Source organism: Pseudomonas sp. Irchel s3f19 (assembly GCF_900187555.1).
GTDB classification, from domain to species: Bacteria; Pseudomonadota; Gammaproteobacteria; order Pseudomonadales; family Pseudomonadaceae; genus Aquipseudomonas; species Aquipseudomonas capeferrum.
Genome location: NZ_FYDW01000002.1, coordinates 848,076 through 874,067, shown reverse-complemented (window position 1 = coordinate 874,067; position 25,992 = coordinate 848,076). Strand labels below are relative to the sequence as shown.

Annotated in this window: 22 protein-coding genes; 12 read left to right on the top strand and 10 right to left on the bottom strand. The window is 60.9% G+C overall.

Annotated features, from left to right (window positions below):
• Window positions 1-29 precede the first annotated feature (29 nt).
• Window positions 30-581, bottom strand: coding sequence for a DNA-3-methyladenine glycosylase I (locus CKW22_RS07875; protein WP_033702457.1), 552 nt, complete (start codon window positions 579-581; stop codon window positions 30-32).
• A gap of 83 nt (window positions 582-664) precedes the next feature.
• Here CKW22_RS07875 and glyQ point away from each other — a divergent pair, with 83 nt between their 5' ends.
• From glyQ to CKW22_RS07855, 4 genes are read left to right on the top strand one after another with little or no spacing between them, the layout of a single operon-like run.
• Entirely contained in the window at window positions 665-1,612 is a 948-nt protein-coding gene (glyQ, locus tag CKW22_RS07870; RefSeq protein ID WP_033702456.1) for a glycine--tRNA ligase subunit alpha, read from the top strand.
• The gene (gene glyS, locus CKW22_RS07865; RefSeq protein ID WP_095063962.1) at window positions 1,609-3,663 is read left to right on the top strand and encodes a glycine--tRNA ligase subunit beta; all 2,055 of its coding nucleotides are present in this window, start codon (window positions 1,609-1,611) and stop codon (window positions 3,661-3,663) included. The genes glyQ and glyS overlap by 4 nt, the downstream gene beginning before the upstream one ends.
• A 3-nt stretch (window positions 3,664-3,666) precedes the next feature.
• Complete coding sequence (gmhB, locus tag CKW22_RS07860) at window positions 3,667-4,194, top strand: D-glycero-beta-D-manno-heptose 1,7-bisphosphate 7-phosphatase (protein WP_047582464.1); 528 nt, start codon at window positions 3,667-3,669, stop codon at window positions 4,192-4,194.
• 45 nt (window positions 4,195-4,239) lie between these two features.
• Window positions 4,240-5,025 (top strand): 1-acyl-sn-glycerol-3-phosphate acyltransferase, encoded by a 786-nt coding sequence (locus tag CKW22_RS07855; protein ID WP_033702452.1) that lies wholly within the window; start codon window positions 4,240-4,242, stop codon window positions 5,023-5,025.
• A 176-nt stretch (window positions 5,026-5,201) separates the two neighbouring features.
• Here the strand turns inward: CKW22_RS07855 and CKW22_RS07850 are convergent, their stop codons facing one another.
• Complete coding sequence (locus CKW22_RS07850) at window positions 5,202-6,821, bottom strand: MFS transporter (RefSeq protein ID WP_033702451.1); 1,620 nt, start codon at window positions 6,819-6,821, stop codon at window positions 5,202-5,204.
• A 97-nt stretch (window positions 6,822-6,918) separates the two neighbouring features.
• Window positions 6,919-8,565 carry a GMC family oxidoreductase gene (locus CKW22_RS07845; RefSeq protein ID WP_095063961.1) on the bottom strand — a complete coding sequence of 549 codons (1,647 nt, stop codon included), beginning with the start codon at window positions 8,563-8,565 and terminating at the stop codon, window positions 6,919-6,921.
• Window positions 8,566-8,735: 170 nt separating this feature from the next.
• Between CKW22_RS07845 and CKW22_RS07840 the strand changes: the two genes are divergently transcribed.
• Window positions 8,736-9,623: a LysR family transcriptional regulator gene (locus tag CKW22_RS07840; protein WP_033702449.1), complete on the top strand. Its 888-nt coding sequence runs from the start codon at window positions 8,736-8,738 to the stop codon at window positions 9,621-9,623.
• On the opposite strand, the gene CKW22_RS07835 is transcribed toward CKW22_RS07840, so the two are convergent.
• Genes CKW22_RS07835 through CKW22_RS07825 form a run of 3 tightly spaced genes read right to left on the bottom strand, consistent with a single transcriptional unit; the run spans window position 9,612 to window position 12,631 of the window.
• Window positions 9,612-10,430, bottom strand: coding sequence for a sulfite exporter TauE/SafE family protein (locus tag CKW22_RS07835; RefSeq protein ID WP_033702600.1), 819 nt, complete (start codon window positions 10,428-10,430; stop codon window positions 9,612-9,614). The genes CKW22_RS07840 and CKW22_RS07835 overlap by 12 nt on opposite strands.
• Window positions 10,427-11,707: an FAD/NAD(P)-binding oxidoreductase gene (locus CKW22_RS07830; protein WP_033702448.1), complete on the bottom strand. Its 1,281-nt coding sequence runs from the start codon at window positions 11,705-11,707 to the stop codon at window positions 10,427-10,429. The genes CKW22_RS07835 and CKW22_RS07830 overlap by 4 nt, the downstream gene beginning before the upstream one ends.
• 39 nt (window positions 11,708-11,746) lie before the next feature.
• Window positions 11,747-12,631: an MBL fold metallo-hydrolase gene (locus CKW22_RS07825; protein ID WP_095063960.1), complete on the bottom strand. Its 885-nt coding sequence runs from the start codon at window positions 12,629-12,631 to the stop codon at window positions 11,747-11,749.
• Window positions 12,632-12,853: 222 nt separating this feature from the next.
• Between CKW22_RS07825 and CKW22_RS07820 the strand changes: the two genes are divergently transcribed.
• Together CKW22_RS07820 and CKW22_RS07815 are read left to right on the top strand one after the other, a co-directional pair.
• Window positions 12,854-14,158, top strand: coding sequence for a sigma-54-dependent Fis family transcriptional regulator (locus CKW22_RS07820; protein WP_095063959.1), 1,305 nt, complete (start codon window positions 12,854-12,856; stop codon window positions 14,156-14,158).
• Between the two features lie 134 nt (window positions 14,159-14,292).
• Window positions 14,293-14,715 (top strand): RcnB family protein, encoded by a 423-nt coding sequence (locus CKW22_RS07815; protein ID WP_095063958.1) that lies wholly within the window; start codon window positions 14,293-14,295, stop codon window positions 14,713-14,715.
• Window positions 14,716-14,784: 69 nt separating this feature from the next.
• Here CKW22_RS07815 and gyrB read toward each other — a convergent pair whose 3' ends face one another.
• The 4 genes from gyrB to dnaA are packed head-to-tail and all read right to left on the bottom strand — an operon-like array spanning window position 14,785 to window position 21,002.
• On the bottom strand, window positions 14,785-17,205 hold the full coding sequence (gene gyrB / locus CKW22_RS07810; RefSeq protein ID WP_033702444.1) for a DNA topoisomerase (ATP-hydrolyzing) subunit B: 2,421 nt from the start codon (window positions 17,203-17,205) through the stop codon (window positions 14,785-14,787).
• A gap of 4 nt (window positions 17,206-17,209) precedes the next feature.
• The gene (gene recF, locus CKW22_RS07805; protein WP_033702443.1) at window positions 17,210-18,313 is read right to left on the bottom strand and encodes a DNA replication/repair protein RecF; all 1,104 of its coding nucleotides are present in this window, start codon (window positions 18,311-18,313) and stop codon (window positions 17,210-17,212) included.
• A gap of 15 nt (window positions 18,314-18,328) precedes the next feature.
• Window positions 18,329-19,432 carry a DNA polymerase III subunit beta gene (gene dnaN / locus CKW22_RS07800; RefSeq protein WP_027592068.1) on the bottom strand — a complete coding sequence of 368 codons (1,104 nt, stop codon included), beginning with the start codon at window positions 19,430-19,432 and terminating at the stop codon, window positions 18,329-18,331.
• Between the two features lie 40 nt (window positions 19,433-19,472).
• The gene (dnaA, locus tag CKW22_RS07795; protein WP_095063957.1) at window positions 19,473-21,002 is read right to left on the bottom strand and encodes a chromosomal replication initiator protein DnaA; all 1,530 of its coding nucleotides are present in this window, start codon (window positions 21,000-21,002) and stop codon (window positions 19,473-19,475) included.
• Between the two features lie 596 nt (window positions 21,003-21,598).
• Between dnaA and rpmH the strand changes: the two genes are divergently transcribed.
• The 5 genes from rpmH to mnmE all read left to right on the top strand — a co-directional run bounded on the left by rpmH (window position 21,599) and on the right by mnmE (window position 25,528).
• Complete coding sequence (rpmH, locus tag CKW22_RS07790) at window positions 21,599-21,733, top strand: 50S ribosomal protein L34 (RefSeq protein WP_003253163.1); 135 nt, start codon at window positions 21,599-21,601, stop codon at window positions 21,731-21,733.
• Window positions 21,734-21,746: 13 nt separating this feature from the next.
• Complete coding sequence (gene rnpA / locus CKW22_RS07785; protein ID WP_077068714.1) at window positions 21,747-22,151, top strand: ribonuclease P protein component; 405 nt, start codon at window positions 21,747-21,749, stop codon at window positions 22,149-22,151.
• Window positions 22,144-22,389, top strand: a complete 246-nt coding sequence (gene yidD, locus CKW22_RS07780) for a membrane protein insertion efficiency factor YidD (RefSeq protein ID WP_015268406.1) — start codon at window positions 22,144-22,146, stop codon at window positions 22,387-22,389. Before rnpA ends, yidD begins: the two co-directional genes overlap by 8 nt.
• A 2-nt stretch (window positions 22,390-22,391) precedes the next feature.
• Window positions 22,392-24,074 (top strand): membrane protein insertase YidC, encoded by a 1,683-nt coding sequence (yidC, locus tag CKW22_RS07775; RefSeq protein ID WP_033702440.1) that lies wholly within the window; start codon window positions 22,392-22,394, stop codon window positions 24,072-24,074.
• Between the two features lie 83 nt (window positions 24,075-24,157).
• On the top strand, window positions 24,158-25,528 hold the full coding sequence (gene mnmE, locus CKW22_RS07770) for a tRNA uridine-5-carboxymethylaminomethyl(34) synthesis GTPase MnmE (RefSeq protein WP_033702439.1): 1,371 nt from the start codon (window positions 24,158-24,160) through the stop codon (window positions 25,526-25,528).
• Window positions 25,529-25,992 lie beyond the last annotated feature (464 nt).

The window sequence follows — 25,992 nt, the reverse complement described above, 5'->3', positions numbered from 1 at the left end:
TATTTCAGCAAGGCGCGCATTGTACCCCTTCAGCGCGCCAAGGCGGCGTAGCGATCACAATCGGTGGTGTGGTCCATGACCATGCCGGTGGCCTGCATGAAGGCGTAGCAGATGGTCGGGCCAACAAAGGTGAAGCCAGCTTTTTGCAAGGCCTTGCTCATCGCCTTGGCTTCGTCGGTGACCGCCGGCACGTCGCTGCGGCCCACGAAATGATTGACCTTGGGCTTGCCGCCGACAAACGACCAGAGCCACTCGGCGGGGTTATCCACAGCCAGCCAGGCCTGGGCGTTGCGCCGGGCGGCCTTGAGCTTGAGGCGGTTGCGGATGATGCCGGCGTCGAGCATCAGCGCTTCGATGCGTTCATCGCTCATCTGCGACAACTTCAACGGATCGAAGCCGTGCAGCACCTCGCGATAGCGCTCGCGTTTACGCAAAACCGTGATCCATGACAGCCCAGCCTGGAACCCTTCGAGCAAAAGCATCTCGAACAGCAACGCCGGATCACGCTGCGGTGTTCCCCATTCCTGGTCGTGGTAGGCCTGGTACAACGGATCGTCGGTACACCAAAAGCAGCGTGGCATAAGGCTCCAATGAGTAGAGGGCGAGGCGAATCAGGTTATACTCCCGCTCTTTACATCCGCATCCCCAGATACAGGTGAATTTCGTGAGCCAGCCTACGCCAGCCGTGCGTACCTTCCAAGACCTGATCCTCGCCCTGCAGAACTACTGGGCAGCTCAAGGTTGTGTGGTGCTTCAGCCCTACGATATGGAAGTAGGCGCCGGCACTTTCCATACCGCCACGTTCCTGCGCGCCGTTGGCCCAGAGACCTGGAACGCCGCCTACGTGCAGCCTAGCCGTCGCCCTGCCGACGGGCGGTATGGCGAAAACCCAAACCGCCTGCAGCACTACTACCAGTTCCAGGTAGTGCTCAAGCCGAACCCGGCCAACTTCCAGGAGCTGTACCTCGGCTCGCTGAAAGCCATCGGCCTGGATCCGCTGGTCCACGACATCCGTTTCGTCGAAGACAACTGGGAATCGCCGACCCTCGGCGCCTGGGGCCTGGGCTGGGAAATCTGGCTGAACGGCATGGAGGTGACCCAGTTCACCTACTTCCAGCAGGTCGGCGGCATCGAGTGCTACCCGGTCACCGGTGAGATTACCTATGGCCTGGAACGCCTGGCCATGTACATCCAGGGCGTCGACTCGGTCTACGACCTGGTCTGGGCCGATGGCCCGTTCGGCAAGGTCACCTACGGCGACGTGTTCCACCAGAACGAAGTGGAGCAGTCGACCTACAACTTCGAACACGCCAACGTCGAGAAGCTGTTCGAGCTGTTCGATTTCTACGAAAGCGAAGCCAACCGCCTGATCAAGCTGGAGCTGCCGCTGCCGACCTACGAAATGGTCCTGAAGGCCTCGCACACCTTCAACCTGCTCGACGCCCGCCGCGCCATCTCGGTGACCGAGCGCCAGCGTTACATCCTGCGTGTACGTACCCTGGCCCGGGACGTGGCGCAAAGCTATCTGCAAGCCCGCGCACGCATGGGCTTCCCGATGGCGACCCCTGAACTGCGTGACGAAGTGTTGGCTAAGCTGGAGGCTGCACAATGAGTGCTCAAGATTTCCTGGTAGAACTGGGCACCGAAGAGCTGCCACCCAAAGCCCTGGCCACCCTCGGCGACGCCTTCCTGGCCGGTATCGAGAAAGGCCTGCAGGCCGCAGGCCTGAACTACGCCGCCAAGTCGGTGTACGCCGCGCCGCGCCGCCTGGCCGTGCTGATTCGCCAGCTCGACGTGCAGCAGCCTGACCGCAGCATCAATATCGATGGCCCGCCCCGCCAGGCGGCCTTCGACGCCGAAGGCAACCCGACCCAGGCCGCCCTGGGCTTCGCCAAGAAGTGCGGCGTCGAGCTGGCCGAGATCGACCAGAGCGGCGCCAAGCTGCGCTTCTCCCAGCACATCCCGGGCAAGGCCACCCTCGGCCTGCTGCCGACCATCGTCGAAGACTCGCTCAACGACCTGCCGATCCCCAAGCGCATGCGCTGGGGCGCCAGCCGCGAAGAGTTCGTGCGCCCGACCCAGTGGCTGGTGATGCTGCTCGGTGACCAGGTCGTCGACTGCACCATCCTCGCCCAGCAAGCCGGCCGTGAGTCCCGCGGGCACCGTTTCCATCACCCGGAAAACGTGGTCATCACTACCCCGGCCAACTACGTTGAAGACCTGCGCAAAGCCTACGTGCTGGCCGACTTCTCCGAGCGCCGCGAGCTGATCGCCAAACGCACTGCGGAACTGGCCATGCAGCAGGAAGGCAGCGCCATCGTGCCGCCCGCGCTGCTGGACGAAGTGACCGCCCTGGTCGAGTGGCCAGTGCCGCTGGTGTGCTCGTTCGAGGAGCGTTTCCTCGACGTGCCGCAAGAAGCCCTGATCACCACCATGCAGGACAACCAGAAGTACTTCTGCCTGCTGGACAGCGAAGGCAAGCTGCTGCCGCGCTTCATTACCGTGGCCAACGTCGAAAGCCGCGACCCGAAGCAGATCGTCGAAGGCAACGAGAAGGTCGTGCGCCCACGCCTTACCGACGCCGAGTTCTTCTTCAAGCAAGACAAGAAGCAGCCGCTGGAAACCTTCAATGAGCGCCTCAAGAACGTGGTGTTCCAGGCTCAGTTGGGCACCGTCTACGACAAGGCCGAACGCGTTTCCAAGCTGGCCGCATTCATCGCGCCACTGATTGGCGGGGATGCCCAGCGCGCCGGCCGCGCCGGCCTGCTGTCCAAGTGCGACCTGGCCACCGAGATGGTCGGCGAATTCCCTGAAATGCAGGGTGTTGCCGGTTACTACTACGCGCTCAACGATGGCGAGCCGCAAGACGTCGCCATGGCCCTGAATGAGCAGTACATGCCGCGTGGCGCTGGCGCTGAACTGCCGCAGACCCTGACCGGTGCTGCCGTGGCCATCGCCGACAAACTCGACACCCTGGTCGGCATCTTCGGTATCGGCATGCTGCCTACCGGTAGCAAAGACCCGTACGCCCTGCGCCGCGCCGCACTGGGTGTGCTGCGCATCCTGATCGAGAAGCAGCTGGACCTGGACCTGACCGGTGCCGCCGAATTCGCGGTCAAGCAGTTCGGCGCCAAGGTCAAGGCCGCTGGCCTGGCCGAGCAAGTGCTGGAGTTCATCTTCGACCGCCTGCGTGCGCGCTACGAAGACGAAGGCATCGACGTTGCCACCTACCTGTCGGTACGTGCCCTGAAGCCGGGCTCTGCCCTGGACTTCGACCAGCGCGTGCAGGCCGTGCAGGCTTTCCGCAAACTGCCGGAAGCCGAAGCCCTGGCGGCGGTGAACAAGCGCGTATCGAACCTGCTGAGCAAGGCCGAGGGCGCCATCGCCGAACAGGTCGAGCCGAAGTACTTCGACAACGCCAACGAGTTCTCCCTGTACTCGGCCATCCAGCAGGCCGACCAGGCTGTGCAACCGATGGCTGCCGCACGCCAGTACAGCGAGTCGCTGGCCCGCCTGGCTGCCCTGCGTGACCCGGTCGACGCCTTCTTCGAGGCGGTGATGGTCAATGCCGAGGACGCCAAGGTCCGCGCCAACCGTTATGCCCTGCTCAGCCGCCTGCGCGGTCTGTTCCTGGGTGTAGCCGACATCTCGCTGCTGGGGTAAGCCTTGAAACTGCTGATTCTCGATCGTGACGGGGTGATCAACTACGACTCCGACGCCTACATCAAGTCGCTGGAAGAGTGGGTCCCCATCCCCGGCTCGGTCGAGGCCATCGCGCAGTTGAGCAAGGCGGGCTGGACGGTGGCCGTGGCCACCAACCAGTCCGGCATTGCCCGTGGCTACTACTCGCTGGATACCCTGGAGGCCATGCACACGCGCCTGCGTGCGTTGGTGGCCGAGCAGGGCGGTGAAGTGGGCCATATCGTGTATTGCCCGCATGGGCCGGACGAGGGCTGCGCTTGCCGCAAGCCCAAGCCGGGCATGCTGCTGGCAATTGCCGAGCATTACCAGGCCGCCCTTGGCGGCGTGTGGTTTGTCGGCGACAGCCAAGGTGACCTTCAGGCCGCCCTGGCCGTCGGTGCACGACCTGTGCTGGTGAAAACCGGCAAGGGTGAGCGGACCCTGGAAAAAGGCGTCCCTGAAACTACACTGATTTTCGACGATCTGGCAGCTATCGCCAGAGAACTAATTTAAACAGTGCGCCTTCTGGCGCATTTTTCTCAAGCGGGCACGCCCGCAATGGTACAAGCCACTATGTCGATCCTGCAGGCGATCAGAATCTTTCTTTTTTACCTGCTGCTGGGCACCAGCTCGTTGCTCTGGTGCACCCTGAGCTTTTTTGTCGCGCCATTCTTGTCATTCCCCAGGCGTTACAAGTTCATCAACGTGTTTTGGTGCCGTTGCGCGTTATTTTTGAGCCGCACCATCCTTGGCATCGATTACAAGATCACCGGCGCCGAAAATGTGCCCAGTGAGCCGTGTGTGATCCTGTCCAACCATCAGAGCACCTGGGAAACCTTCTTCCTTTCCCAGTACTTCTCGCCGCTCAGCCAAGTGCTCAAGCGCGAGCTGCTGTACGTGCCGTTCTTCGGCTGGGCCATGGCCATGCTGCGGCCGATCGCAATCAACCGCGACAACCCAAAGGAAGCCCTGCGCCAGGTCGCCAGCCAAGGTGACGAGCTGCTCAAGCAGGGTGTATGGGTGCTGATCTTCCCGGAAGGTACCCGCGTGCCATTCGGCACCGTCGGCAAGTTCTCCCGCGGCGGTACCGCGCTGGCAGTCAATGCTGGCCTGCCGGTGCTGCCCATTGCGCACAATGCGGGCAAGTTCTGGCCGAAGGCTGGCTGGGGCAAGCGGGCGGGCACCATCGAAGTGGTGATCGGTGAGCCGATGTATGCCAACGGCACCGGCCCGCGTGCCATCGCCGAGCTCAACGACCGCGCCGCCGCCTGGAACGAGGCCACGCAAAGGGCCCTGGGTTCGCTGCCACCGGTGGATGAAAAACCGCACGAGCAGATGGCCTGACGTTCTGTGGATAACTTGTGAGCAGTTTTTTAATGAGCGGTTGCAAGTACGCGTTAAGTGATTGAATTAACTGTTTATTTCTTCACGCTACAGATTTGCGAAAAACGTGCATAAGTTTTTCGGAGGCATAAAAAAACCGGCGCTTAAGCCGGTTTTTTTATGGGCGTTTTACCCCCTCAGACCTTGTCGATATCCACGTCCTTGGTTTCCTTCAGGCAGAAGATCCCTACCACCAGGCTGATGCCGGTCACCAGCACCGGGTACCACAGCCCGTAGAAGATATCCCCGGTATACACCACCAGCGCGAACGACACCGTCGGCAGGAAGCCACCGAACCAGCCGTTGCCGATGTGGTAGGGCAGGGACATCGAGGTATAACGGATACGGGTCGGGAACAGCTCGACCATCACCGCCGCCAGTGGGCCGTAGGTCATGGTCGCGATCAGGATCATCGCCACGATCAGTACCACCACCATCACCTGGTTCACTTGCCCCGGGTCAGCCTTGGCCGGGTACCCCGCCTGCTCGATCGCCGAACGCATGGCGGTTTCGTCGAAACCGTTGATGGTCTTGTCGCCAATGTTGACCACCACCTCGCTGCCGGCCACGCTCACCGAGCTGTACGGCAGCCCCTGCTTGACCAGGAACGTCTTGACCTTGTCGCACGGGCTGTCGAAACGCGCCTTGCCGACCGGGTCGAACTGGAAGGTGCAGCCCTGCGGGTCGGCAGTGACCACGATCGGCGCCTGACGGCTGGCGGCGTCGATCTGTGGGTTGGCGTAATGGCTGAGCGCCTTGAACAGGGGGAAGTACAGCACGGTCGCCAGCAACAGGCCCAGCATCAGAATCGGCTTCCGCCCGATGCGGTCCGACAGCCAACCGAAGAACACGAAGAACGGCGCCCCGATCACCACACTGATGATCAGCAGGGTGTTGGCCTGGGCGGGGTCCATCTTGAGCATCTGGGTCATGAAGAACAGCACGTAGAACTGCGCCGTGTAGAAGGTCACCGCCTGGCCAGCGTTGATGCTGAACAGGGCGGTGAGTACCACCTTGAGGTTCGGCCAGGAGGTGAACGATTCACGGATCGGCGACTTGCTGATCTTGCCCTGGGCCTTCATTTTCACGAAGGCCGGCGACTCGTGCATGCTCATGCGGATCCAGGTGGAGATCGCCAGCAGGAAGATCGACAGCAGGAACGGCAGGCGCCAGCCCCAGGTTTCGAACTGGTCGCCACTGATGTAGCGGCTGCCCAACACCACCAGCAGCGACAGCAGCAAGCCAAGGGTGGCGGTGGACTGGATGAAGCCGGTATGGAAGCCGCGCTTGCCTTGCGGCGCATGCTCGGCCACGTAGGTTGCCGCACCGCCGTACTCACCACCCAGCGCCAGCCCCTGCAGCATGCGCAGGATCACCAGGATGATCGGTGCCGCGATGCCGATGCTGGCATAGGTTGGCAGCAGGCCGACGGCAAAGGTCGACAGGCCCATCAGCACGATGGTCACCAGGAAGGTGTACTTGCGCCCGATCATGTCGCCCAGCCGGCCGAACACCAGCGCACCGAAGGGGCGAACCAGGAAGCCGGCGGCGAAGGCCATGAGGGCAAAGATGAAGGCCGTGGTGTCGTTGACCCCAGCAAAGAACTGCTTGCTGATGACCGCTGCCAGCGCGCCATAGAGAAAAAAGTCATACCACTCGAAAACCGTCCCGAGGGATGACGCGAAAATGATCTTTCGTTCTTCGCGACGGCTGGTGCCGCTGGCCGTCGCACCCTGCTCTTGGATGTAATCCGACATCGTTGCTGTCCTCGGCCCACAGGCCACAGTGATTATTCTTTTTGTTCCACTGTCGGCAGCTTCCGACCGCAAGCTGCCGGTGTTGCACGCACCCGGGTCAGGGCGTCGGTATTGCGTCTTCGTTTAGGTAGGTCTGGGTTGCGGCTCCTTTGAGGATAAGTTGCGCCGCCTTCTCGGCGATCATCAGCGTGGGTGAACAGGTATTGCCGGAGGTGATCTGCGGCATGATCGAGGCATCGGCCACACGCAGGCCGGGTATGCCGTGTACCCGCAACTGGTTATCCACAACATCCAGTGGGCCGCTGCCCATGCGGCAGGTACCCACAGGGTGGAAGATGGTGGTACCGATCTTGCCGGCGGCCTCGAACAGGTCCTCTACACTTTGCAGGGCTGTGCCCGGCAGGTATTCCTGTGGCGCGAACGCGGCGAGGGCAGGGGCCTGGACAATGCGCCGGGTGATCCGGATGGCGTCGGCGGCAACCCGCAAATCTTCAGGGTCACTGAGGTAGTTGGGGTCGATCCGTGGCGCGCTGTGCATATCTGCAGCACCGATGTCGATGCGCCCGCGGCTGAGCGGCCGCAGGTTGCACACCGAGGCGGTGAATGCCGGGAAGCGGTGCAACGGCTCGCCGAAGCGCTCCAGCGACAAGGGCTGCACGTGGTACTGCAAGTTGGCGGTGGCGTGCTCGGGGCTGGAGCGCACGAACGCGCCCAACTGGCTGGGGGCCATGGCCAGTGGGCCGCTGCGGTCGTACAGGTAACGCAGGCCCATGCCCATCTTGCCCCACACGCTGTTGGCCATCTGGTTGAGGGTGCGAGTGTTGCGGACCTGGTAGATCAGGCGCAATTGCAGGTGGTCCTGCAGATTGCCACCGACGCCGGGCATGTCATGGCGCACGCCGATCCCCAAGTCTTCCAGCAATTTGCGCGGGCCGATACCGGAGCGCTGGAGGATGCCCGGCGAGCCCACGGCCCCGGCACACAGAATGATCTCGCGCCGCGCAGCGAATTCGTGCCAGGCATTCTGCCAGCGGGCTTTTACCGCACGCGCACGGGTGTTGTTGAGCAGCACCTGGTCGACTTCCACGCCGGTCAGCACCGTCAGGTTCGGCCGGCTCATCACTGGCCGCAGAAACGCCTTGGACGCATTCCAGCGCACACCGCTGCGCTGGTTGACCTGAAAGTATCCACAGCCCTGGTTATCACCCGTGTTGAAATCGTCGACGTTGGCGATGCCGCTTTGCTCGGCCGCATCGCGGAAGGCGTCGAGAATCGGCCAGCTGTAGCGCTGGCGCTCGACCCGCCATTCACCGGCAGCGCCATGGTGCTCGCTGTCACCGGCAAAGTGGTTTTCGCTGGCCTTGAACAGGGGCAGTACGTCCTGCCAGGCCCAGCCTGAGTTGCCTTGCTCGGCCCAGCGGTCATAGTCGGCCGCCTGGCCGCGCATGTAGATCATGCCGTTGATCGAGGAACAACCGCCAAGCACCTTGCCCCGTGGGTAACCCAGGCTGCGGCCGCCCAGGCCGTTCTGCGCCTCGGTCTTGAAGCACCAGTCGGTGCGGGGGTTACCGATGCAGTAGAGGTAGCCGACAGGAATGTGTATCCAGGGATAGTTGTCACGGCCACCCGCTTCAAGCAGCAGCACGCGGCAGGAAGGGTCGGCGGACAAGCGATTGGCCAGCAGGCACCCGGCAGGACCGGCACCCACGACCACGTAGTCGAAGACAGAATCGGCTGATGGCATGTGCAACCTCGCGCCTGATTATTATTCTTGTCCCGCACCATCTTATTGATTAATTTCGCTGTGGAAACACGAGATTTCGCGCAGCCGCTGTGCGTTTTAGCACAGCGACAACCATTGAACGCACACGGTCATTGTGGGAACGACCGCGTAATCGAGATGCAGGGATCAGCATGTTCGACTGGAACGATTTGCGGTTTTTCCTCGAGTTGCAGCGCAGCGGCCGCCTGCTCACCGCTGCCAAACGCCTCAACACCACCCACAGCACAGTAGCCCGGCATATCGAGAGCATCGAGAAAAGCCTGGGCACGCCCCTGTTCGTGCAGCACGCCCAGGGCTACGACCTGACCCCCTCCGGCCAGGCCTTGCTCAAGCACGCCGAAGCCATGGAAAACGTGGCTTTGCTGGCGCAGGAAGAAATTACCCAGGCCATCACCCCGCTGGGCAAGATCCGCCTGGGGGTGACCGAAGGCATCGGCATCATGTTCTTCACCCCGCGCATGAACGCGCTGTTCGAGCGCTACCCGGGCCTTGAGGTGGAGCTGGTGGCCGTACCGCGCTTCGTCAGCATCCTCAACCGCGAGGCGGAAATCAGCATCCACCTGGAGCGGCCCAATGCCGACCTGCTGATCACCCGTAAGCTCACTGACTATCGCCTGGCCCTGTACGCGAGCCGGGCCTACCTCGACCGCGCGCCGCCGCTGCGCACCCGCGAAGACCTGGCCCGGCACAGCTGGATCGGCTACGTCGATGACCTGCTGTTCAGCCAGGAGCTGCTGTTTCTCAACAGCTTCTGCCGGTCGCCCAGCGTGGCATTTCGCAGCACCAGCGTGATCGCCCAGCAACAAGCCGCACGCGCAGGGCTTGGCATTGCCGTGTTGCCCAACTTCATGGCGCGCCACGACCCGACGCTGGTCCGTGTGCTGCCCAGCGAAACCATCCAGCGCAGTTACTGGATCTGCACGCGGCGTGAGCTGCACAAGTCAGTGCGCCTGCGGGTCGTGTGGGACTACCTGCTGGCGCTGTGTGCCGCCGAACAGGGCGAGCTGTTAGCTCAATAGAACCTTGCCAGCCAGCAGCAGGGCGGCCAACCAACCGGCCACGGCAAACATCTGTTGCAAGCGTGGCCCAGCCAGCCTGGCCGCCAGTGGCCGCGCCAGCAGCAAGCCGGTCACCGCGCCGACCGCAAAGGGGGCACCAACCTGCCAGTGCATTACCCCCGCCAGGCTGGCGCTGACCACGCTACCGGTGGACACCAGCGCAATCACCGCCAGCGAGGTAGAGACGATGCTGGCCATGCGCAGGTTGGTGTAGCGGTTCAAGGCCGGAATAATCACGAAGCCACCGCCCACCCCCAGCAGGCCGGACAACAACCCCGACAGCGCACCGGTCATTGCCAGGGCCCGTGCGCAGGGGAGCGTCCAACGCAAACGCCCTTGCAACGGGTTGAGCACGCAAGGCTCGATGTAGCGGTGCGCATCGTTAGCTTCGCCGCGCAGCTCCCTGGCGGCCTTGCGCCAGATGCGCAGGCAGGCGTAGACCAGCACGCAGGCGAATATCAGCACCAGCGGTGTATTGGGCACGCGGTGCGCCAGCATCAAGCCAAAGGGGGCGACCGCGATGCCGATCAGGGCAATGAACAACGCCGCCCGGTAGCGCACCAGGCCTTGGCGCAAACCCAGCACGGCGCCCACGGCGGCAGCCAGGCCCACGGCCAACAGGCCGACGGGCGCCGCCTCGACCATCGACAGGCCAAGGCCAAACACCAGCAGTGGCACCGCCAGAATACCGCCCCCGGCGCCGGTCAATGCCAACACCGCACCAATGATCGCGCCCAGGCCCGCGCCCAACAGTTGATGTTCGATCACTTGCCGGCCTCGGCTACCAGTGGCTGCGGGCGCGCCAGCCATTCACGCCCTTTGAGCATGCCTTTCCAGTACAAGGGTGGCAGTACCCGTGCCTTCAGCAACCAGGCCAGGCGCGTCGGCTGGCGGCCATCGAGCAACCAGCGCGGGAAGCTCGGCGCCACCTTGCCGCCATAGGTGAACTCGGCCAGCACGATCTTGCCGCGCTCGACGGTCAGTGGGCACGAGCCATAGCCGTCGTACTGGGCGAGGGTAGGCAGCCTGCCCAGCGCCACCAGCACATTGTTGGCCACTACCGGCGCCTGCTTGCGCGCTGCTGCGGCAGTCTTGGCATTGCTGGTGCTGGCCACGTCGCCCAAGGCATGGATGTTGGTGAATTTTCGGTGGCGCAAGGTCTGCGGGTCCACATCGACCCAGCCTGCGCTATCGGCCAGCGGGCTTTCCCGAATGAATTCGGGCGCCACTTGCGGCGGTACCACGTGCAGCATGTCGAAGGGCTCGATGCGGGTTTCATGGCTACCATCGGGCAACGTACGTACGAACGTCGCGCGCTTGCCAGGGCCATCCACCGCCACCAGGCGGTGGGCGTAATTGAGGTCCACGGCGTACTTGTCGATATAGGCCATCAATGCAGGGACGTAGTCGGCTACGCCAAACAGCACGGCACCGGCGTTGAAGAAACTGGCTTTTACATCGCCCAGATGGCCCTGGCGCAGCCAATGATCGCAAGACAGGTACAGCGCCTTCTGCGGCGCGCCGGCACACTTGATCGGCATTGGCGGCTGGGTGAACAGGGCACGGCCTTGCCTGAGATTTTGCACCAGCTGCCAGGTGTAAGGCGCCAGGTCAAAGCGGTAGTTCGAGGTCACGCCGTTGCGGCCAAGGGTCTCGCTCAGGCCGTCGATGGCCTGCCAGTCGAGTTTCAGGCCAGGGCAAACCACCAACTGCTCGTAGCTGATGGCGCGGCCATCCTCAAGCACGACCAGTTGGCCCAACGGGTCGAAGCCCTGCACCCGCGCCTTGATCCATTGCACACCCCGGGGAATGGTCGAGGCCATGGTGCGCGCCGTGCTCGGCGCCTTGAACACACCGGCGCCGACCATCGTCCAGCCCGGCTGGTAGTAGTGCACGTCGGCGGGGTCGATCAGTGCGATGTCCAATGACGGATCACGGCTGATCAGGCTGGACGCCGTGGCGATACCGGCGGCACCGGCACCGACGATGACCACTTTGTGGTGGTCGGTAGCGGAAGCATTGGCAGGGGACAGCAAGGCAGGCATGGCGGTAGTTCCTGGAAATCTCGTTATGGGTAGAAGCGATCAAAGCGTGTTCAGTGGAATCTTCAGGTAGCTCACGCCATTGGCCTCGGGCTCGGGAAAATGACCGCTGCGCATGTTCACCTGCACCGATGGCAGAATCAGCACGGGCATGTCGAGGGTCTTGTCACGGGCCTCGCGCATGGCTACGAAGCTGTCTTCATCAACGCCGTGATGGATGTGAATATTGCTGCCGCGCTGCTCGGCCACGGTCGTGACGTACTGCATCGCGCGCCCGCCAGGCAGGTAGTCGTGGCACAGGAACAACCGGGTCTGGTCGGGGAAGGCCAGCAGGCGGCGGATCGACCGGTACAGGGTGCGTGCGTCGGCGCCGGGGAAGTCGCAGCGCGCCGTACCGTAGTCGGGCATGAACAGCGTGTCGCCGACGAACACCGCCGTTTCACCACCATCCACCACCACATAACTCATGCATGCCGGGGTGTGCCCCGGGGTGTGCAAGGCACGGGCGTGCAAGTTGCCGATGCGAAAACCTTCCTCGTCCTCAAGCAGTACATCGAACTGGCTGCCGTCCCGGGCAAAACCCGGCTCGGCATTGAACAGCGCGCCGAAGACTTTTTGCACCTGGGTGATGTGCGCACCGATGGCGGTGTGGCCGCCAAGTTTTTCCTTCAGGTAGGCGGATGCCGAAAGGTGATCGGCGTGAACATGGGTTTCCAGAATCCACTGCACCTGGCCACCCAGCGCCTCAACCTGGGCGATCAAGCGGTCTGCCGATGCGGTGCAGGTACGCCCGGACTTGGGGTCGTAGTCCAGCACACTGTCGATCAACGCGCACTTGCGCGTCTCGCTGTCCATGAGCAGGTAGCTGATGGTCGAGGTCGCCTCGTCGAAGAAGGCTTCCACGTGAAGGTTGTTACCGATGATCATCACGTTCTCCAAAGTTTCCTGCACCCTTTGTAGAGGCGTAGGCAGTGACCGGAGGTTTATCAAGATACATGCCAGGGTTTTTCATGGGCATGGGCCAATGAATGCGGCCCTGCCTGGCACGCGCCAGGCAACATGGCAGCCACATTGACAGTCGACTGTCAGCCAATGGCAGTGTTTGGCAGTCCTTGCTACCCTCCGCCGGGTTATCACATCGGTGCCCCCATGCCTGAAGCCCATCACATCATCCTAGCGCTGGTTTCCTACCTCGAACACGATGCGCTGCCCACCATCGTGCTGGATACCGACTACAACATCCTCGCCGCCAACGCCGCCTACCGCCGCCAGTTCGGCCGAGACGAGCAGGCGCCGTTGGGTGAAAAGTGCCACAAGGTCTCGCACCACTACGCGGTACCTTGCGACCAGGCAGGTGAACATTGCCCGATGCGCAAGGCGTGGGACAGCAAGGTGCCGGAGCGCGTGCTGCACATTCATCACACCCCGCGAGGCCCTGAGCATGTGGATGTCGAACTGCGGCCGATCCTGGACGAGCAGGGCAGGGTGGTCGCCTTTGTCGAGCGGCTCACCACGATCACCCTAGCCTCGGCGCAGCCCCAGCAAAAAGGCTTGGTCGGGCGGGCGCCAGCGTTCAAGGCGGCACTGGCCAGCCTGCAGCGCGCCGCCCCCGCGCAAATTCCGGTGTTGTTGCAGGGTGAATCGGGTACCGGTAAAGAGCTGTTCGCCCGCGCCATCCACATGGGCAGCCCGCGCGCCAGTGGGCCGTTGGTGGTGGTCGACTGCACCGGTTTGACCGAGTCGCTGTTCGAGAGCGAATTGTTCGGCTACGAGAAGGGCGCGTTCACTGGCGCCAACCAGCGCAAGATCGGCCTGGCCGAAGCGGCCCATGGCGGCACGTTGTTCCTCGATGAAATCGGCGAGGTGCCGATGGCGATGCAGGTGAAGTTGCTGCGCCTGATCGAATCCGGCAGCTTCCGCCCGGTGGGCAGCCTGCGGACCGTGCACGCGGATTTCCGCCTGGTGTCGGCAACACACAAACCGCTCAAGAAGATGGTCGCTGAGGGTACTTTCCGTGAGGATCTGTATTACCGCATCAGTGGCTTTCCGATCCGGCTGCCCGCACTGCGCGAGCGTGTGGAAGACCTGCCATTGCTTGCCGAGAGCCTCCTTCAGCGTATGGCTGGCAAGCCAACGCCGAGCCTGACCGATGGCGCGCTGAAACAGCTAGGCCTGCATCCATTCCCAGGCAACATCCGCGAGCTGCGTAATATCCTGGAAAGGGCAAGGCTGTTTGCCGATGACGGGCTGATCCGCCCCGAGCATCTACCCGAAGATATCGGCCCACAGAGCGCGCCAGGTTTCACCAAGGGCAGGGGGCATGGCGACTTGAGTGAGCTGGCGCAGGCGCTGGATCAGTTTCAGGGGCCACGCAGTGAACTGGCCCGGCATCTTGGCATGAGCGAGCGCACGCTCTATCGGCGGTTGAAGGCGCTGGGCCTGGGCACGATGTGATCGCCTGGTTCACCTTTACCCGACCTTTACCTCTGGCCAAGGATTAGGCTGGCAAAACCGCTGTCTGAACAGTTAACCGCACCAGGCGCTCAGTGAGTTGCGCCGGGCCTTAACATGCAGAGGATCAGCATCACATGAAGAAAACCCTGACCGTGCTTTGCGCCGCGCTGATGTTCAGCGTACCGCTGGCCAGTTTTGCTCAACCTGGCCCGCCCCAGGGGCATGACAACGGTCCCGCCCATCAGGGCAACCCTCAGCATGGCGGCCCCCAACATGGAAAGCAGCCGCAACAAGGGCGCCCGGGCAACGGCCACGCGCCGGCCTACAAAAATCCAAACTACCGCCCTCAAGCGGGGATGCCGGTACCGCATCAGCAATGGCAACGCGGTCATGCCGTTGCCCCCCGTTACCGCGGCGACCGCTATTGGGTGACTGACTGGCGCGCACGTCACCTCTATGCACCGCCGCGTGACCACCGTTGGTTGTCGGTGAACGGCGATTACGTGCTGGTGGCCATCGCCAGCGGGGTGATTGTAAATATTCTCAGTGGGTACTGAGGTCGCCAAAATCGAGGTATAAAAAAGCCCGCTTGCGCGGGCTTTCTTATGGCGGTTGTCTGAACCTGATCAGAAGTCCAGGTTCGACACCGACAACGCATTGCTTTCGATGAACTCGCGGCGAGGCTCCACCGCGTCACCCATCAGGGTGTTGAAGATCTGATCGGCAGCGATCGCGTCTTCGATAGTGACCTTGAGCATGCGGCGCACGGTTGGGTCCATGGTGGTTTCCCACAGCTGGTCCGGGTTCATCTCACCCAGCCCTTTGTATCGCTGGATGGTGTGGCGCTTGGTGCTCTCGTTCATCAGCCAGTCCAGGCCTTCCTTGAACTCGACAATCGCCTTGCGACGCTCACCGCGCTTAACATAGGCACCTTCACCCAGAAGGCTGGACAGCTTGGCACCGATGTTGACCACGGTACGGTAGTCGTTGCTGCCGAAGAAATCGCGGTTGAACGTGATGTAGCTGGCCAGACCGTGCGAGGTGATTTCCACTTCCGGCAGCCAGACATTGCGCTCTTTGTCTTCGCGAAGGCTGGCATTGTAAGCCAGGCCCGACTTCTGGGTATTGCTCAGACGCTCCTGGAACTTGGCCAGCCAGGCCTGCATCACAGCGTGGTCGCCCAACTGCTCCAGGGTGACTTCCGGCAGGTAGATGAAGTGCTCGGTCAGCTCCTGTGGGTACAGGCGCGACAAACGCTTGAGGGTCTTCATCACACCACGGAACTCGTTCACCAGGCTTTCCAGTTGTACACCGGAAACCGCTGGCGCCGACTCGTCCAGGTGCAGGCTGGCATCTTCCAGGGCCGATTGGGTCATGTATTCTTCCATGGCCTCGTCGTCCTTGATGTACTGCTCCTGCTTGCCTTTCTTCACCTTGTACAACGGTGGCTGGGCAATATAGATATAGCCACGCTCGACCAGCTCAGGCAACTGACGGAAGAAGAAGGTCAGCAACAAGGTACGGATGTGCGAACCGTCAACGTCAGCATCGGTCATGATGATGATGTTGTGATAACGCAGCTTGTCGATGTTGTACTCTTCGCGACCGATACCACAGCCCAGCGCAGTGATCAGCGTGCCGACCTCCTGGGACGAGATCATCTTGTCGAAGCGAGCCTTCTCGACGTTGAGGATCTTGCCCTTCAGCGGCAGGATAGCCTGGGTGCGACGGTTGCGACCTTGCTTGGCCGAGCCACCTGCGGAGTCACCCTCCACCAGGTACAGTTCGGAAAGGGCAGGGTCCTTTTCCTGGCAGTCAGCCAACTTGCCAGGCAGGCCAGCGATGTCCAGTGCGCCTTTACGGCGAGTCATCTCACGCGCCTTGCGCGCCGCTTCACGCGCTCGGGCAGCGTCGATCATCTTGCCGACAACAGCTTTGGCTTCGTTCGGGTTTTCCAGCAGGAAGTCCGAGAAGTACTTGTTCATCTCCTGTTCCACGGCAGTCTTCACTTCCGAGGAGACCAGCTTGTCCTTGGTCTGGGAGCTGAACTTGGGGTCCGGGACTTTGACCGAGATAATCGCGGTCAAGCCTTCACGGGCGTCGTCGCCGGTGGTTGCGACCTTGTTCTTCTTGGCCAGGCCTTCCTGCTCGATGTAACTGTTCAGGCTACGGGTCAGCGAAGAACGGAAGCCCACCAGGTGAGTACCGCCATCACGCTGCGGAATGTTGTTGGTGAAGCACAACAGGTTCTCGTTGAAGCTGTCGTTCCACTGCAGGGCGACTTCAACGCCCACGCCATCTTCACGCTGAACACTGAAGTGGAATACCTGGGTGTTAACCGGCGTCTTGTTGGTGTTCAGGTACTCGACGAAAGCCCGCAGGCCACCTTCGTACTTGAAGAACTCTTCCTTACCGCTGCGTTCGTCCTTGAGCAGAATGCCGACGCCCGAGTTGAGGAACGACAGCTCACGGATCCGCTTGGCCAGGATATCCCAGCTGAAGTGGATGTTTTTGAACGTCTCAGCCGAAGGCTTGAAATGGATGTGGGTACCGGTCGTTTCGCTGTCACCGACAATCGCCATCGGCGCCTGGGGGACACCATGAACGTAGGTCTGCTCCCAGATCTTGCCGCTGCGACGTACTGTCAGTACCAGCTTTTCGGACAGAGCGTTCACTACAGAAACACCCACGCCGTGCAGGCCGCCGGAAACTTTGTACGAGTTGTCGTCGAACTTACCGCCGGCGTGCAGCACGGTCATGATGACCTCCGCTGCGGAAACGCCTTCTTCTTTGTGCACATCAACCGGAATGCCGCGACCGTTGTCGCGCACGCTGATGGATTCATCCGTGTGGATGATGACGGTGATGTCATCGCAATGACCGGCGAGGGCTTCGTCGATCGAGTTGTCGACCACTTCGAAGACCATGTGGTGCAGGCCGCTACCATCATCGGTGTCGCCAATGTACATGCCGGGACGCTTGCGTACGGCATCCAAACCTTTCAGCACCTTGATGCTGGAGGAGTCGTACGTTTGATTTTCGCTCATGCCTTCACTCCCGATGGTCGTGGGTCTGGGTGATACAGCCTTGTTCCACGTGGAACAAAGCAACTGGCGTTTCCGTCTGCCAGCCTTCCCTCAGTAATTCGTGATCTACACAGGTGATGAACACCTGGCAGCGTAATTCTTCAAGCAAGCGGCACAATGCGCGGCGGTGTTGCTCGTCCAGTTCTGACGGCAAATCATCCACGAGATAAATACAGTGACCACGGCGAGCCTGACTGACGAGGTGCCCTTGGGCAATGCGTAGCGCACACACCACAAGTTTCTGCTGCCCTCGCGACAGAATGTCGGCTGCGTTGTTGGCAGCCAATCGAAGTCGTAGATCAGCACGCTGCGGACCAGCCTGGGTATGGCCCATCTGCTGATCACGAAGGAGAGAGGAGGCGAGTACTTCGTTGAGTTCCCGGTCCTTGTCCCAGCCTCGGTAATAGCTCAGGGTCAACCCGTCAAGCTCGACCAGTTCGCTCAGGGTTCGCTCGAAGACGGGCTTCAAGGCCATGATGTAGTTGCGACGGTATTCATCTATTTCCGCGCTGGCCAGGCACAATTCCCGGTCCCAGGCGGCTTGCGAAGCTGGGTCAAGTGTACCATGCCGCAACCACGAGTTTCGCTGCCTGAGCGCCTTCTGCAGACGCTGCCAGGCAGGCAAAAACCGAGGTTCCACGTGGAACACTCCCCAATCCAGGAACTGGCGGCGAATTTTCGGGGCGCCCTCCAGCAACCTGAAACTGTCTGGGTTGATCAGCTGCAATGGCAACAGTTCGGCCAGCTGCGCAGCACTTTTGGCATTCTGCCCGTCGATGCGAATTGTGAACTCGCCTTGCCGTTCACGAGATACCCCCAGGTTGCTGGTGCCTCCCGACGTCAACTCGACCTCGCCAAACACGGTGCACGCTGGCTGCTCGTATTGGATGACGGGGTTAAGACGCGTACTGCGGAAGGACCGCGCCAGCCCAAGCAGGTGCACAGCTTCAAGCACACTGGTCTTGCCGCTGCCATTAGCACCGTAGAGGATGTTGATGCGGGGAGAAGGTGAGAGGGTCACCGGGTGCAGGTTGCGCACCGCGGTGACCATGATACGTCGAAGGGACATTCGCTCTGCTACAGGTTACAGACGCATTGGCATGACAACGTAGGACGAATCATCATTGCCAGCCTCCTGCAGCAGCGCACTGCTGTTGGAGTCGGACAGAATCAGACGCACCTGCTCGGTTGTCATGACGCCCAGCACGTCCAGCAGGTAGCTGACGTTGAAGCCGATTTCCAGCGCGCTGCCGTTATAGTCGACGCTGATTTCTTCTTCAGCTTCTTCCTGTTCCGGGTTATTGGCCTGAATCTTCAATTGGCCAGCGGCCAGTTGCAGGCGAATACCGCGGTACTTCTCGTTGGACAGGATGGCAGTACGGCTGAAGGCCTCGCGCAGTGCCTGACGATCACCCACCACCAGTTTGTCGCCGCCCTTGGGCAATACGCGCTCGTAGTCAGGGAACTTGCCGTCCACCAGCTTGGAGGTGAAGGTGAATTCGCCGGTGGTCGCGCGGATATGGTGCTGCCCCAGGACGATACTGACCATGCCTTCAGGGTCGGTCAGCAGACGCGCCAGCTCAAGGATACCTTTGCGCGGCACGATGACCTGATGGCGATCATCCTGCTCGATGGGTGCACTCATCGAGCACAGTGCAAGGCGGTGACCATCGGTAGACACCGCACGCAGGGTGTTACGCGATACCTCCAGCAGCATGCCGTTGAGGTAGTAGCGAACATCTTGCTGGGCCATGGCGAAGCTGGTGCGCTCGATCAGGCGGCGCAGCTTGCTCTGCTCCAGGTTGCAGGTCAGCGAGCCCGGGCCTTCTTCCACAGTCGGGAAGTCATTGGCAGGCAGGGTCGACAGGGTAAAGCGGCTGCGGCCGGCCTTGACCAACAGTTTTTGCTCGTCGACCTTGATATCGATCAGGACGTCGTTCGGCAGGCTTTTGCAGATGTCCATCAGCTTGCGCGCCGGGACAGTGATTTCGCCAGGCTCGGCTGGCTCTTCGAGTTGCACGCGGCCTACCAGTTCGACTTCCAGGTCGGTACCGGTCAACGACAGCTGCTGGCCTTGCACAACCAGCAATACGTTAGACAGGACCGGCAAGGTCTGACGGCGCTCGACGACACCGGCGACCAGTTGCAGGGGTTTCAACAGGGCTTCGCGTTGAATGGTGAAATGCATGGTCTAGTCCCTTGCCTTCAATTAGCTGCGCAGACGGCCATCAGGTCGTCAGCGTCCGCAGCAGGTTCTTGTAGTCCTCGCGGATGTCCGCGTCGGATTCCTTCAGTTCGTTGATCTTGCGGCAGGCGTGCAGCACGGTCGTGTGGTCGCGACCACCAAACATGTCGCCGATCTCCGGCAGACTGTGGTTGGTCAGCTCCTTCGACAGGGCCATGGCCACCTGGCGCGGGCGCGCGACAGAGCGCGAGCGCCGTTTGGACAACAGATCGGAGATCTTGATCTTGTAGTACTCGGCCACGGTGCGCTGGATGTTATCCACACTGACCAATTTGTCCTGCAGTGCCAGCAGATCCTTCAGCGATTCGCGAATCAGTTCGATGGTGATGTCGCGGCCCATGAAGTGCGAGTGAGCAATCACCCGCTTCAGTGCACCTTCAAGTTCACGGACGTTGGACCGGATGCGCTGGGCAATGAAGAAGGCTGCGTCATGCGGCAGCTCGACTTTGGCCTGGTCGGCCTTCTTCATCAGGATCGCCACACGGGTTTCCAGCTCTGGCGGCTCGACTGCAACGGTCAGGCCCCAGCCGAAGCGGGACTTCAGGCGTTCTTCCAGGCCTTCGATTTCTTTCGGGTAGCGGTCGGAGGTGAGGATCACCTGCTGGCCGCCCTCGAGCAGGGCGTTGAAGGTGTGGAAAAACTCTTCCTGCGAGCGCTCCTTGCGGGCGAAGAACTGGATATCGTCGATCAGCAGCGCATCGACCGAGCGATAGAAGCGCTTGAATTCGTTGATGGCATTGAGCTGCAGCGCCTTGACCATGTCGGCGACGAAACGCTCCGAGTGCAGGTAGACCACCTTGGCATTCGGGTTTTTCTTCAGCAGGTGGTTACCCACAGCATGCATCAAGTGGGTTTTGCCCAGGCCGACGCCGCCATAAAGGAAGAGCGGGTTGTAGCCATGCTTGGGGTTGTCGGCGACCTGCCAGGCAGCCGCACGCGCCAGCTGGTTCGACTTACCTTCGACGAACGTGTCGAAGGTGAACGTACGGTTCAGGTAACTGGTGTGCTTGAGCGCGCCTTCAACCTGAACGGTGCGCTGTTCGGTACGGGTGCTGGTAGCCGGCACCGGCGCAGGCTCGGCCATGGCATCGAAGCTGTCGCGCGACGACGGCTCAGCCACCTCGTTGACCAGCACAGGGTCTACCGGTGCAGCGGCAGGTTCTGCCGACACAACAGCGGGCGCAGCCTTGTGTACCTGGGTCTGCGCCAGCGAAGCAGCCACAGCGGCACTGACAGGCGCATTGGGGGCGGCACGCGGCGCCGAACTGCGACGGCTGCCTATTAATAAGGAAAGGGCAGGTGCAATGCCGCTGCCGTTTTCACCCAACAGTTCGAGCAGACGACCCAGGTACTTTTCATTGACCCAATCGAGAACGAAACGGTTAGGCGCATAGACGCGCAACTCGTCGCCTTCGGCTTCGACCTGTAGCGGACGGATCCAGGTGTTGAATTGCTGGGCAGGCAGTTCATCGCGCAGAAGCTCCACGCACTGCTGCCAAAGTTCCACTGACACGGATATCCCCTGAGTTTGAAAGCCGGATGAGGCAAAAGCAAACCGCCATTGTACCGGTCGAGCGATCAGTTATCCACATGTGGATACGTTAGGAGTCATGGCAAAACAGCCATTTATCGACCAAAACGTCTTTATACAGCTGTGCATAAACCCTGTGGATAACAGTACCTGAGGGCTATGCACAACCCTGGGTCGAAATCTGTGGATAATTCAACTGTGGATAAAGCGCGTTTTTATACACAGATTCTACGCAGGCGCAGCACAAGCGCAGCACCGGATACCGACAGGGTTTCAAAACTCTGTACAGCCCGATTTTTCTGGGCTGTAGGATGTTATCCACAGAAAGTTATCCACTTAAGATTTATAAGTTCTTTAAGAAAGCTTTTTAAATGTCTCTTCTTTTTTATCATGTTATCCACGGTGGGGGGATCCCGAATGGCTCGTGTCTGGGCAACCGCTGGCCGAGCAAACGCATCACGCCGTCTATAAGGAATGACTGGTTGGAAATTGACCTATTGCCTTGCTTTCTCTAGAATCGCCGGTCTCTTAAAAAGGGGGCCATCCCGGCCGTCGTCGACAAACCCAGGTAACACGCCATGAAACGTACTTTCCAACCAAGCACCATCAAGCGCGCGCGCACTCACGGTTTCCGTGCTCGTATGGCTACCAAGAACGGCCGCGCTGTTCTGTCGCGTCGTCGTGCCAAAGGCCGTAAGCGTCTGGCCATTTGATTTTTCGGCACAGGTGGTGAGTCAGGACTTCAGTCGGGAAAAGCGACTGCTTACACCCCGACATTTCAAAGCGGTCTTCGACTCCCCAACCGGCAAGGTTCCAGGGAAAAACCTGCTGATCCTTGCTCGCGAGAACGGCCTCGATCATCCACGCCTTGGCCTGGTGATTGGCAAGAAGAGCGTCAAGCTCGCCGTTCAACGCAATCGCCTCAAGCGCTTGATGCGCGATTCCTTTCGTCTGAACCAGCAGATACTCGCTGGCCTGGACATCGTGATCGTCGCGCGCAAGGGATTGGGTGAGGTAGAAAACCCGGAATTGCATCAACACTTTGGCAAGCTCTGGAAACGCCTGGCGCGCAGCCGGCCATCTCCAGCGGTTAGCGCCGATTCCGCAGGGGTAGACAGCCAAGATGCGTAAACTGGCACTCGTTCCGATCCAGTTTTACCGTTATGCCATCAGTCCACTGATGGCCAATCACTGTCGTTTCTTCCCCAGCTGCTCCTGTTACGCTTACGAAGCCATCGAAAACCATGGCCTCTGGCGTGGTGGGTGGCTGGCCGTTCGTCGCCTGGGGCGTTGTCATCCGTGGAACGACGGCGGTTTCGACCCCGTTCCACCCGCTCCTTCCTCCCGAACTTCTTCGATAGCCGAGTAATCATGGATATTAAACGCACGATCCTGATCGCCGCGCTGGCAGTCGTGTCCTACGTCATGGTCCTGAAGTGGAACGATGACTACGGCCAAGCTGCCCTGCCGACTCAGAATACTGCTGCCAGCACTGTTGCTCCGGGCTTGCCCGATGGCGTGCCGGCCGGTAACAACGGTGCCAGCGCCGATGTACCGAGCGCCAACGCCGAATCGAGCCCTGCCGAACTGGCACCGGTCGCACTCAGCAAGGATCTGGTCCGGGTCAAGACCGATGTTCTGGAACTGGCTATCGACCCGGTCGGTGGTGACATCGTCCAGCTGAACCTGCCGAAGTACCCACGCCGTCAGGACCACCCGAACATTCCGTTCCAGCTGTTCGACAATGGCGGCGAGCGTGTGTACCTGGCCCAGAGCGGCCTGACCGGCGCCAACGGCCCGGACGCCCGTTCCACTGGTCGCCCGCTGTACGCGGCCGAGCAGCGCAGCTACCAGCTGGCCGATGGCCAGGAACAACTGGTGGTCGACCTGAAGTTCAGCGACAACGGTGTGAACTACATCAAGCGCTTCAGCTTCAAGCGCGGTGAGTACGACCTGACTGTCAGCTACCTGATCGACAACCAGAGCGCACAGCCCTGGAGCGGCAACATGTTTGCCCAGCTCAAGCGTGACGCCAGTGGCGATCCGTCTTCGAGCACGGCAACCGGCACCGCCACCTACCTGGGCGCCGCCCTGTGGACAGCTGCCGAGCCGTACAAGAAAGTGTCGATGAAAGACATCGACAAAGGTAGTTTGAAAGAAAATGTGTCCGGCGGCTGGGTCGCCTGGCTGCAGCACTACTTCGTAACCGCCTGGATCCCGGCCAAGTCTGACAACAACGTTGTCCAGACCCGCAAGGACAGCCAAGGCAACTACATCATCGGTTACACCGGCCCGGCCATCAGCGTCCCTGCTGGCGGCAAGGTCGAAACCAGCGCCATGCTGTACGCCGGCCCGAAGATCCAATCCAAGCTCAAGGAGTTGTCCCCAGGCCTGGAACTGACCGTCGACTACGGCTTCCTGTGGTTCATTGCCCAGCCGATCTTCTGGCTGCTGCAACATATCCACAGCCTGCTGGGTAACTGGGGCTGGTCGATCATCGTGCTGACCATGCTCATCAAAGGCCTGTTCTTCCCGCTGTCGGCTGCCAGCTACCGCTCGATGGCGCGCATGCGTGCCGTGGCGCCAAAGCTTGCCGCGCTGAAGGAACGCTTCGGCGATGATCGCCAGAAGATGTCCCAGGCGATGATGGAGCTGTACAAGAAAGAGAAGATCAACCCGCTGGGTGGCTGCTTGCCGATCCTGGTTCAGATGCCGGTATTCCTGGCCCTGTACTGGGTACTGCTGGAAAGCGTCGAGATGCGCCAGGCCCCATGGATGCTGTGGATCACTGACCTGTCGATCAAGGATCCGTTCTTCATCCTGCCTATCATCATGGGCGCCACCATGTTCATTCAGCAGCGTCTGAACCCGACGCCGCCGGACCCGATGCAGGCGAAGGTCATGAAAATGATGCCAATCATCTTCACCTTCTTCTTCCTGTGGTTCCCGGCTGGTCTGGTGCTGTACTGGGTTGTGAACAACTGCTTGTCGATTTCCCAGCAGTGGTACATCACCCGCCGTATCGAAGCAGCGAGCAAGAAAGCTGCTGCTTGACGGGCTGCTAGTCTGTGAATAAAAACGCCCCCTAGTGGGGCGTTTTTGCTATCTGTCGTTTTTTGTCGTAGAGGCTTTCGAGCATGAACACTGTGCGTGAGACCATCGCCGCCATCGCTACCGCCCAGGGCCGCGGAGGCGTGGGCATTGTCAGGTTGTCCGGCCCGTTGGCTGCCCAGGCAGGCCAGCTCATCACCGGCCGTACCCTGACGCCTCGCCACGCCCATTACGGGCCGTTTCGCGATGACCAGGGCCTGGTGCTGGACGAAGGCATCGCCTTGTACTTCCCAGGGCCCAACTCGTTCACCGGTGAAGATGTGCTCGAGCTCCAGGGGCATGGCGGGCCTGTGGTCCTGGACATGCTGCTGCAGCGCTGTGTACAACTCGGTTGCCGGCTGGCCCGCCCGGGTGAGTTCAGCGAGCGTGCGTTTCTCAACGACAAGCTCGACCTGGCACAAGCCGAGGCGATCGCCGACCTTATCGAGGCCAGCTCCAGCCAGGCGGCGCGCAATGCCTTGCGCTCGCTGCAGGGGGAGTTCTCCAAGCGTGTGCACAGCCTCACCGAGGCGCTGATCGCCTTGCGCATCTACGTGGAGGCGGCGATCGACTTCCCGGAGGAGGAGATCGACTTCCTCGCCGATGGCCACGTGCTGTCGATGCTGGATACCGTGCGCAGCGAGTTGTCCACAGTACAACGCGAAGCCGGGCAGGGCGCGCTGCTGCGCGATGGTATGACGGTGGTGATCGCCGGCCGCCCGAATGCGGGTAAATCCAGCCTGCTGAACCGCCTTGCCGGTCGCGAAGCGGCCATCGTCACCGACATCGCCGGCACCACCCGGGATATCCTGCGTGAACATATCCACATCGACGGCATGCCGTTGCACGTGGTGGACACCGCAGGCCTGCGTGATACCGATGACCATGTGGAAAAGATAGGTGTCGAGCGGGCGCTCAAGGCCATTGGCGAAGCTGATCGTGTATTGCTGGTGGTCGACTCCACGGCACCCGAAGCCAGCGATCCCTTCGCCCTCTGGCCGGAGTTCCTCGATCAGCGCCCGGACCCTGGCAACGTCACGTTGATCCGTAACAAGGCCGACCTCAGCGGTGAACCCGTGGGCCTGGAGCAGTGTGACGACGGCCATGTGACTATCACCCTCAGCGCCAAGGATGACGATAGCGGCTTGCAGCTGCTGCGTGACCACCTCAAGGCCTGCATGGGCTACGAACAGACTGCAGAGAGCGGTTTCAGTGCCCGCCGGCGCCACTTGGATGCCCTGCGCCAGGCCAGCGATCACCTGGAGCATGGCCGTGCGCAGCTGACCCTGGCTGGCGCCGGTGAACTGCTGGCAGAGGACCTGCGCCAGGCTCAGCACGCCCTGGGAGAGATCACAGGGGCGTTCAGCTCGGATGACCTGCTGGGGCGTATCTTCTCCAGTTTCTGCATCGGCAAGTAATCCACAGGCCTTCACAAGGCCATTGGCGACACCAGGCCGCTCCTTCGGGAGCGGTTTTTTTTTGCTCGTCAGTCACCTCACTGGCTGTGCGTTGGCCAAGAAGGCCGTCCAGATCCTGGTTTTTTTCATCCACAGGTGAAAATAGGTGCGCCTTTACCCTGGGGATAACCCACCTTCAGGTCTCTTGATAACCCACTCTTTTTCTTGAGGAAAAACCGGCCTGTGGGTAAATAGGCATTTAATCCACAGGTTAAATGACGTTATCCATAGCCCTCATGGCACTTGAATAACAGGGTTTAATTTCTCTGTACACAGCGCCAGATAAGGCCTGTGTAACCTTATCCACAGAAAGGTGTGTGCGTAAGAATAAACATAAAAACAAAGCTTTTTAAATTCTTATTCTTTGATTTCTGTTGTTTGCCACTCATCCACAGCCTGATCAAATTTTGCGCAAACGGTTCCTT

Excerpts from the sequence above, each read along its gene's own strand:
- gyrB (WP_033702444.1), bottom strand. The coding sequence starts at position 17,205 with ATGAGCGAAAATCAAACGTACGACTCCTCCAGCATCAAGGTGCTGAAA.
- CKW22_RS07825 (WP_095063960.1), bottom strand. The coding sequence starts at position 12,631 with ATGATCATCGGTAACAACCTTCACGTGGAAGCCTTCTTCGACGAGGCG.
- yidC (WP_033702440.1), top strand. The coding sequence starts at position 22,392 with ATGGATATTAAACGCACGATCCTGATCGCCGCGCTGGCAGTCGTGTCC.
- CKW22_RS07840 (WP_033702449.1), top strand. The coding sequence starts at position 8,736 with ATGTTCGACTGGAACGATTTGCGGTTTTTCCTCGAGTTGCAGCGCAGC.
- yidD (WP_015268406.1), top strand. The coding sequence starts at position 22,144 with ATGCGTAAACTGGCACTCGTTCCGATCCAGTTTTACCGTTATGCCATC.
- CKW22_RS07875 (WP_033702457.1), bottom strand. The coding sequence starts at position 581 with ATGCCACGCTGCTTTTGGTGTACCGACGATCCGTTGTACCAGGCCTAC.
- CKW22_RS07855 (WP_033702452.1), top strand. The coding sequence starts at position 4,240 with ATGGTACAAGCCACTATGTCGATCCTGCAGGCGATCAGAATCTTTCTT.
- CKW22_RS07820 (WP_095063959.1), top strand. The coding sequence starts at position 12,854 with ATGCCTGAAGCCCATCACATCATCCTAGCGCTGGTTTCCTACCTCGAA.
- recF (WP_033702443.1), bottom strand. The coding sequence starts at position 18,313 with ATGTCCCTTCGACGTATCATGGTCACCGCGGTGCGCAACCTGCACCCG.
- CKW22_RS07850 (WP_033702451.1), bottom strand. The coding sequence starts at position 6,821 with ATGTCGGATTACATCCAAGAGCAGGGTGCGACGGCCAGCGGCACCAGC.
- glyS (WP_095063962.1), top strand. The coding sequence starts at position 1,609 with ATGAGTGCTCAAGATTTCCTGGTAGAACTGGGCACCGAAGAGCTGCCA.
- CKW22_RS07845 (WP_095063961.1), bottom strand. The coding sequence starts at position 8,565 with ATGCCATCAGCCGATTCTGTCTTCGACTACGTGGTCGTGGGTGCCGGT.
- CKW22_RS07815 (WP_095063958.1), top strand. The coding sequence starts at position 14,293 with ATGAAGAAAACCCTGACCGTGCTTTGCGCCGCGCTGATGTTCAGCGTA.
- dnaN (WP_027592068.1), bottom strand. The coding sequence starts at position 19,432 with ATGCATTTCACCATTCAACGCGAAGCCCTGTTGAAACCCCTGCAACTG.
- CKW22_RS07830 (WP_033702448.1), bottom strand. The coding sequence starts at position 11,707 with ATGCCTGCCTTGCTGTCCCCTGCCAATGCTTCCGCTACCGACCACCAC.
- rpmH (WP_003253163.1), top strand. The coding sequence starts at position 21,599 with ATGAAACGTACTTTCCAACCAAGCACCATCAAGCGCGCGCGCACTCAC.
- mnmE (WP_033702439.1), top strand. The coding sequence starts at position 24,158 with ATGAACACTGTGCGTGAGACCATCGCCGCCATCGCTACCGCCCAGGGC.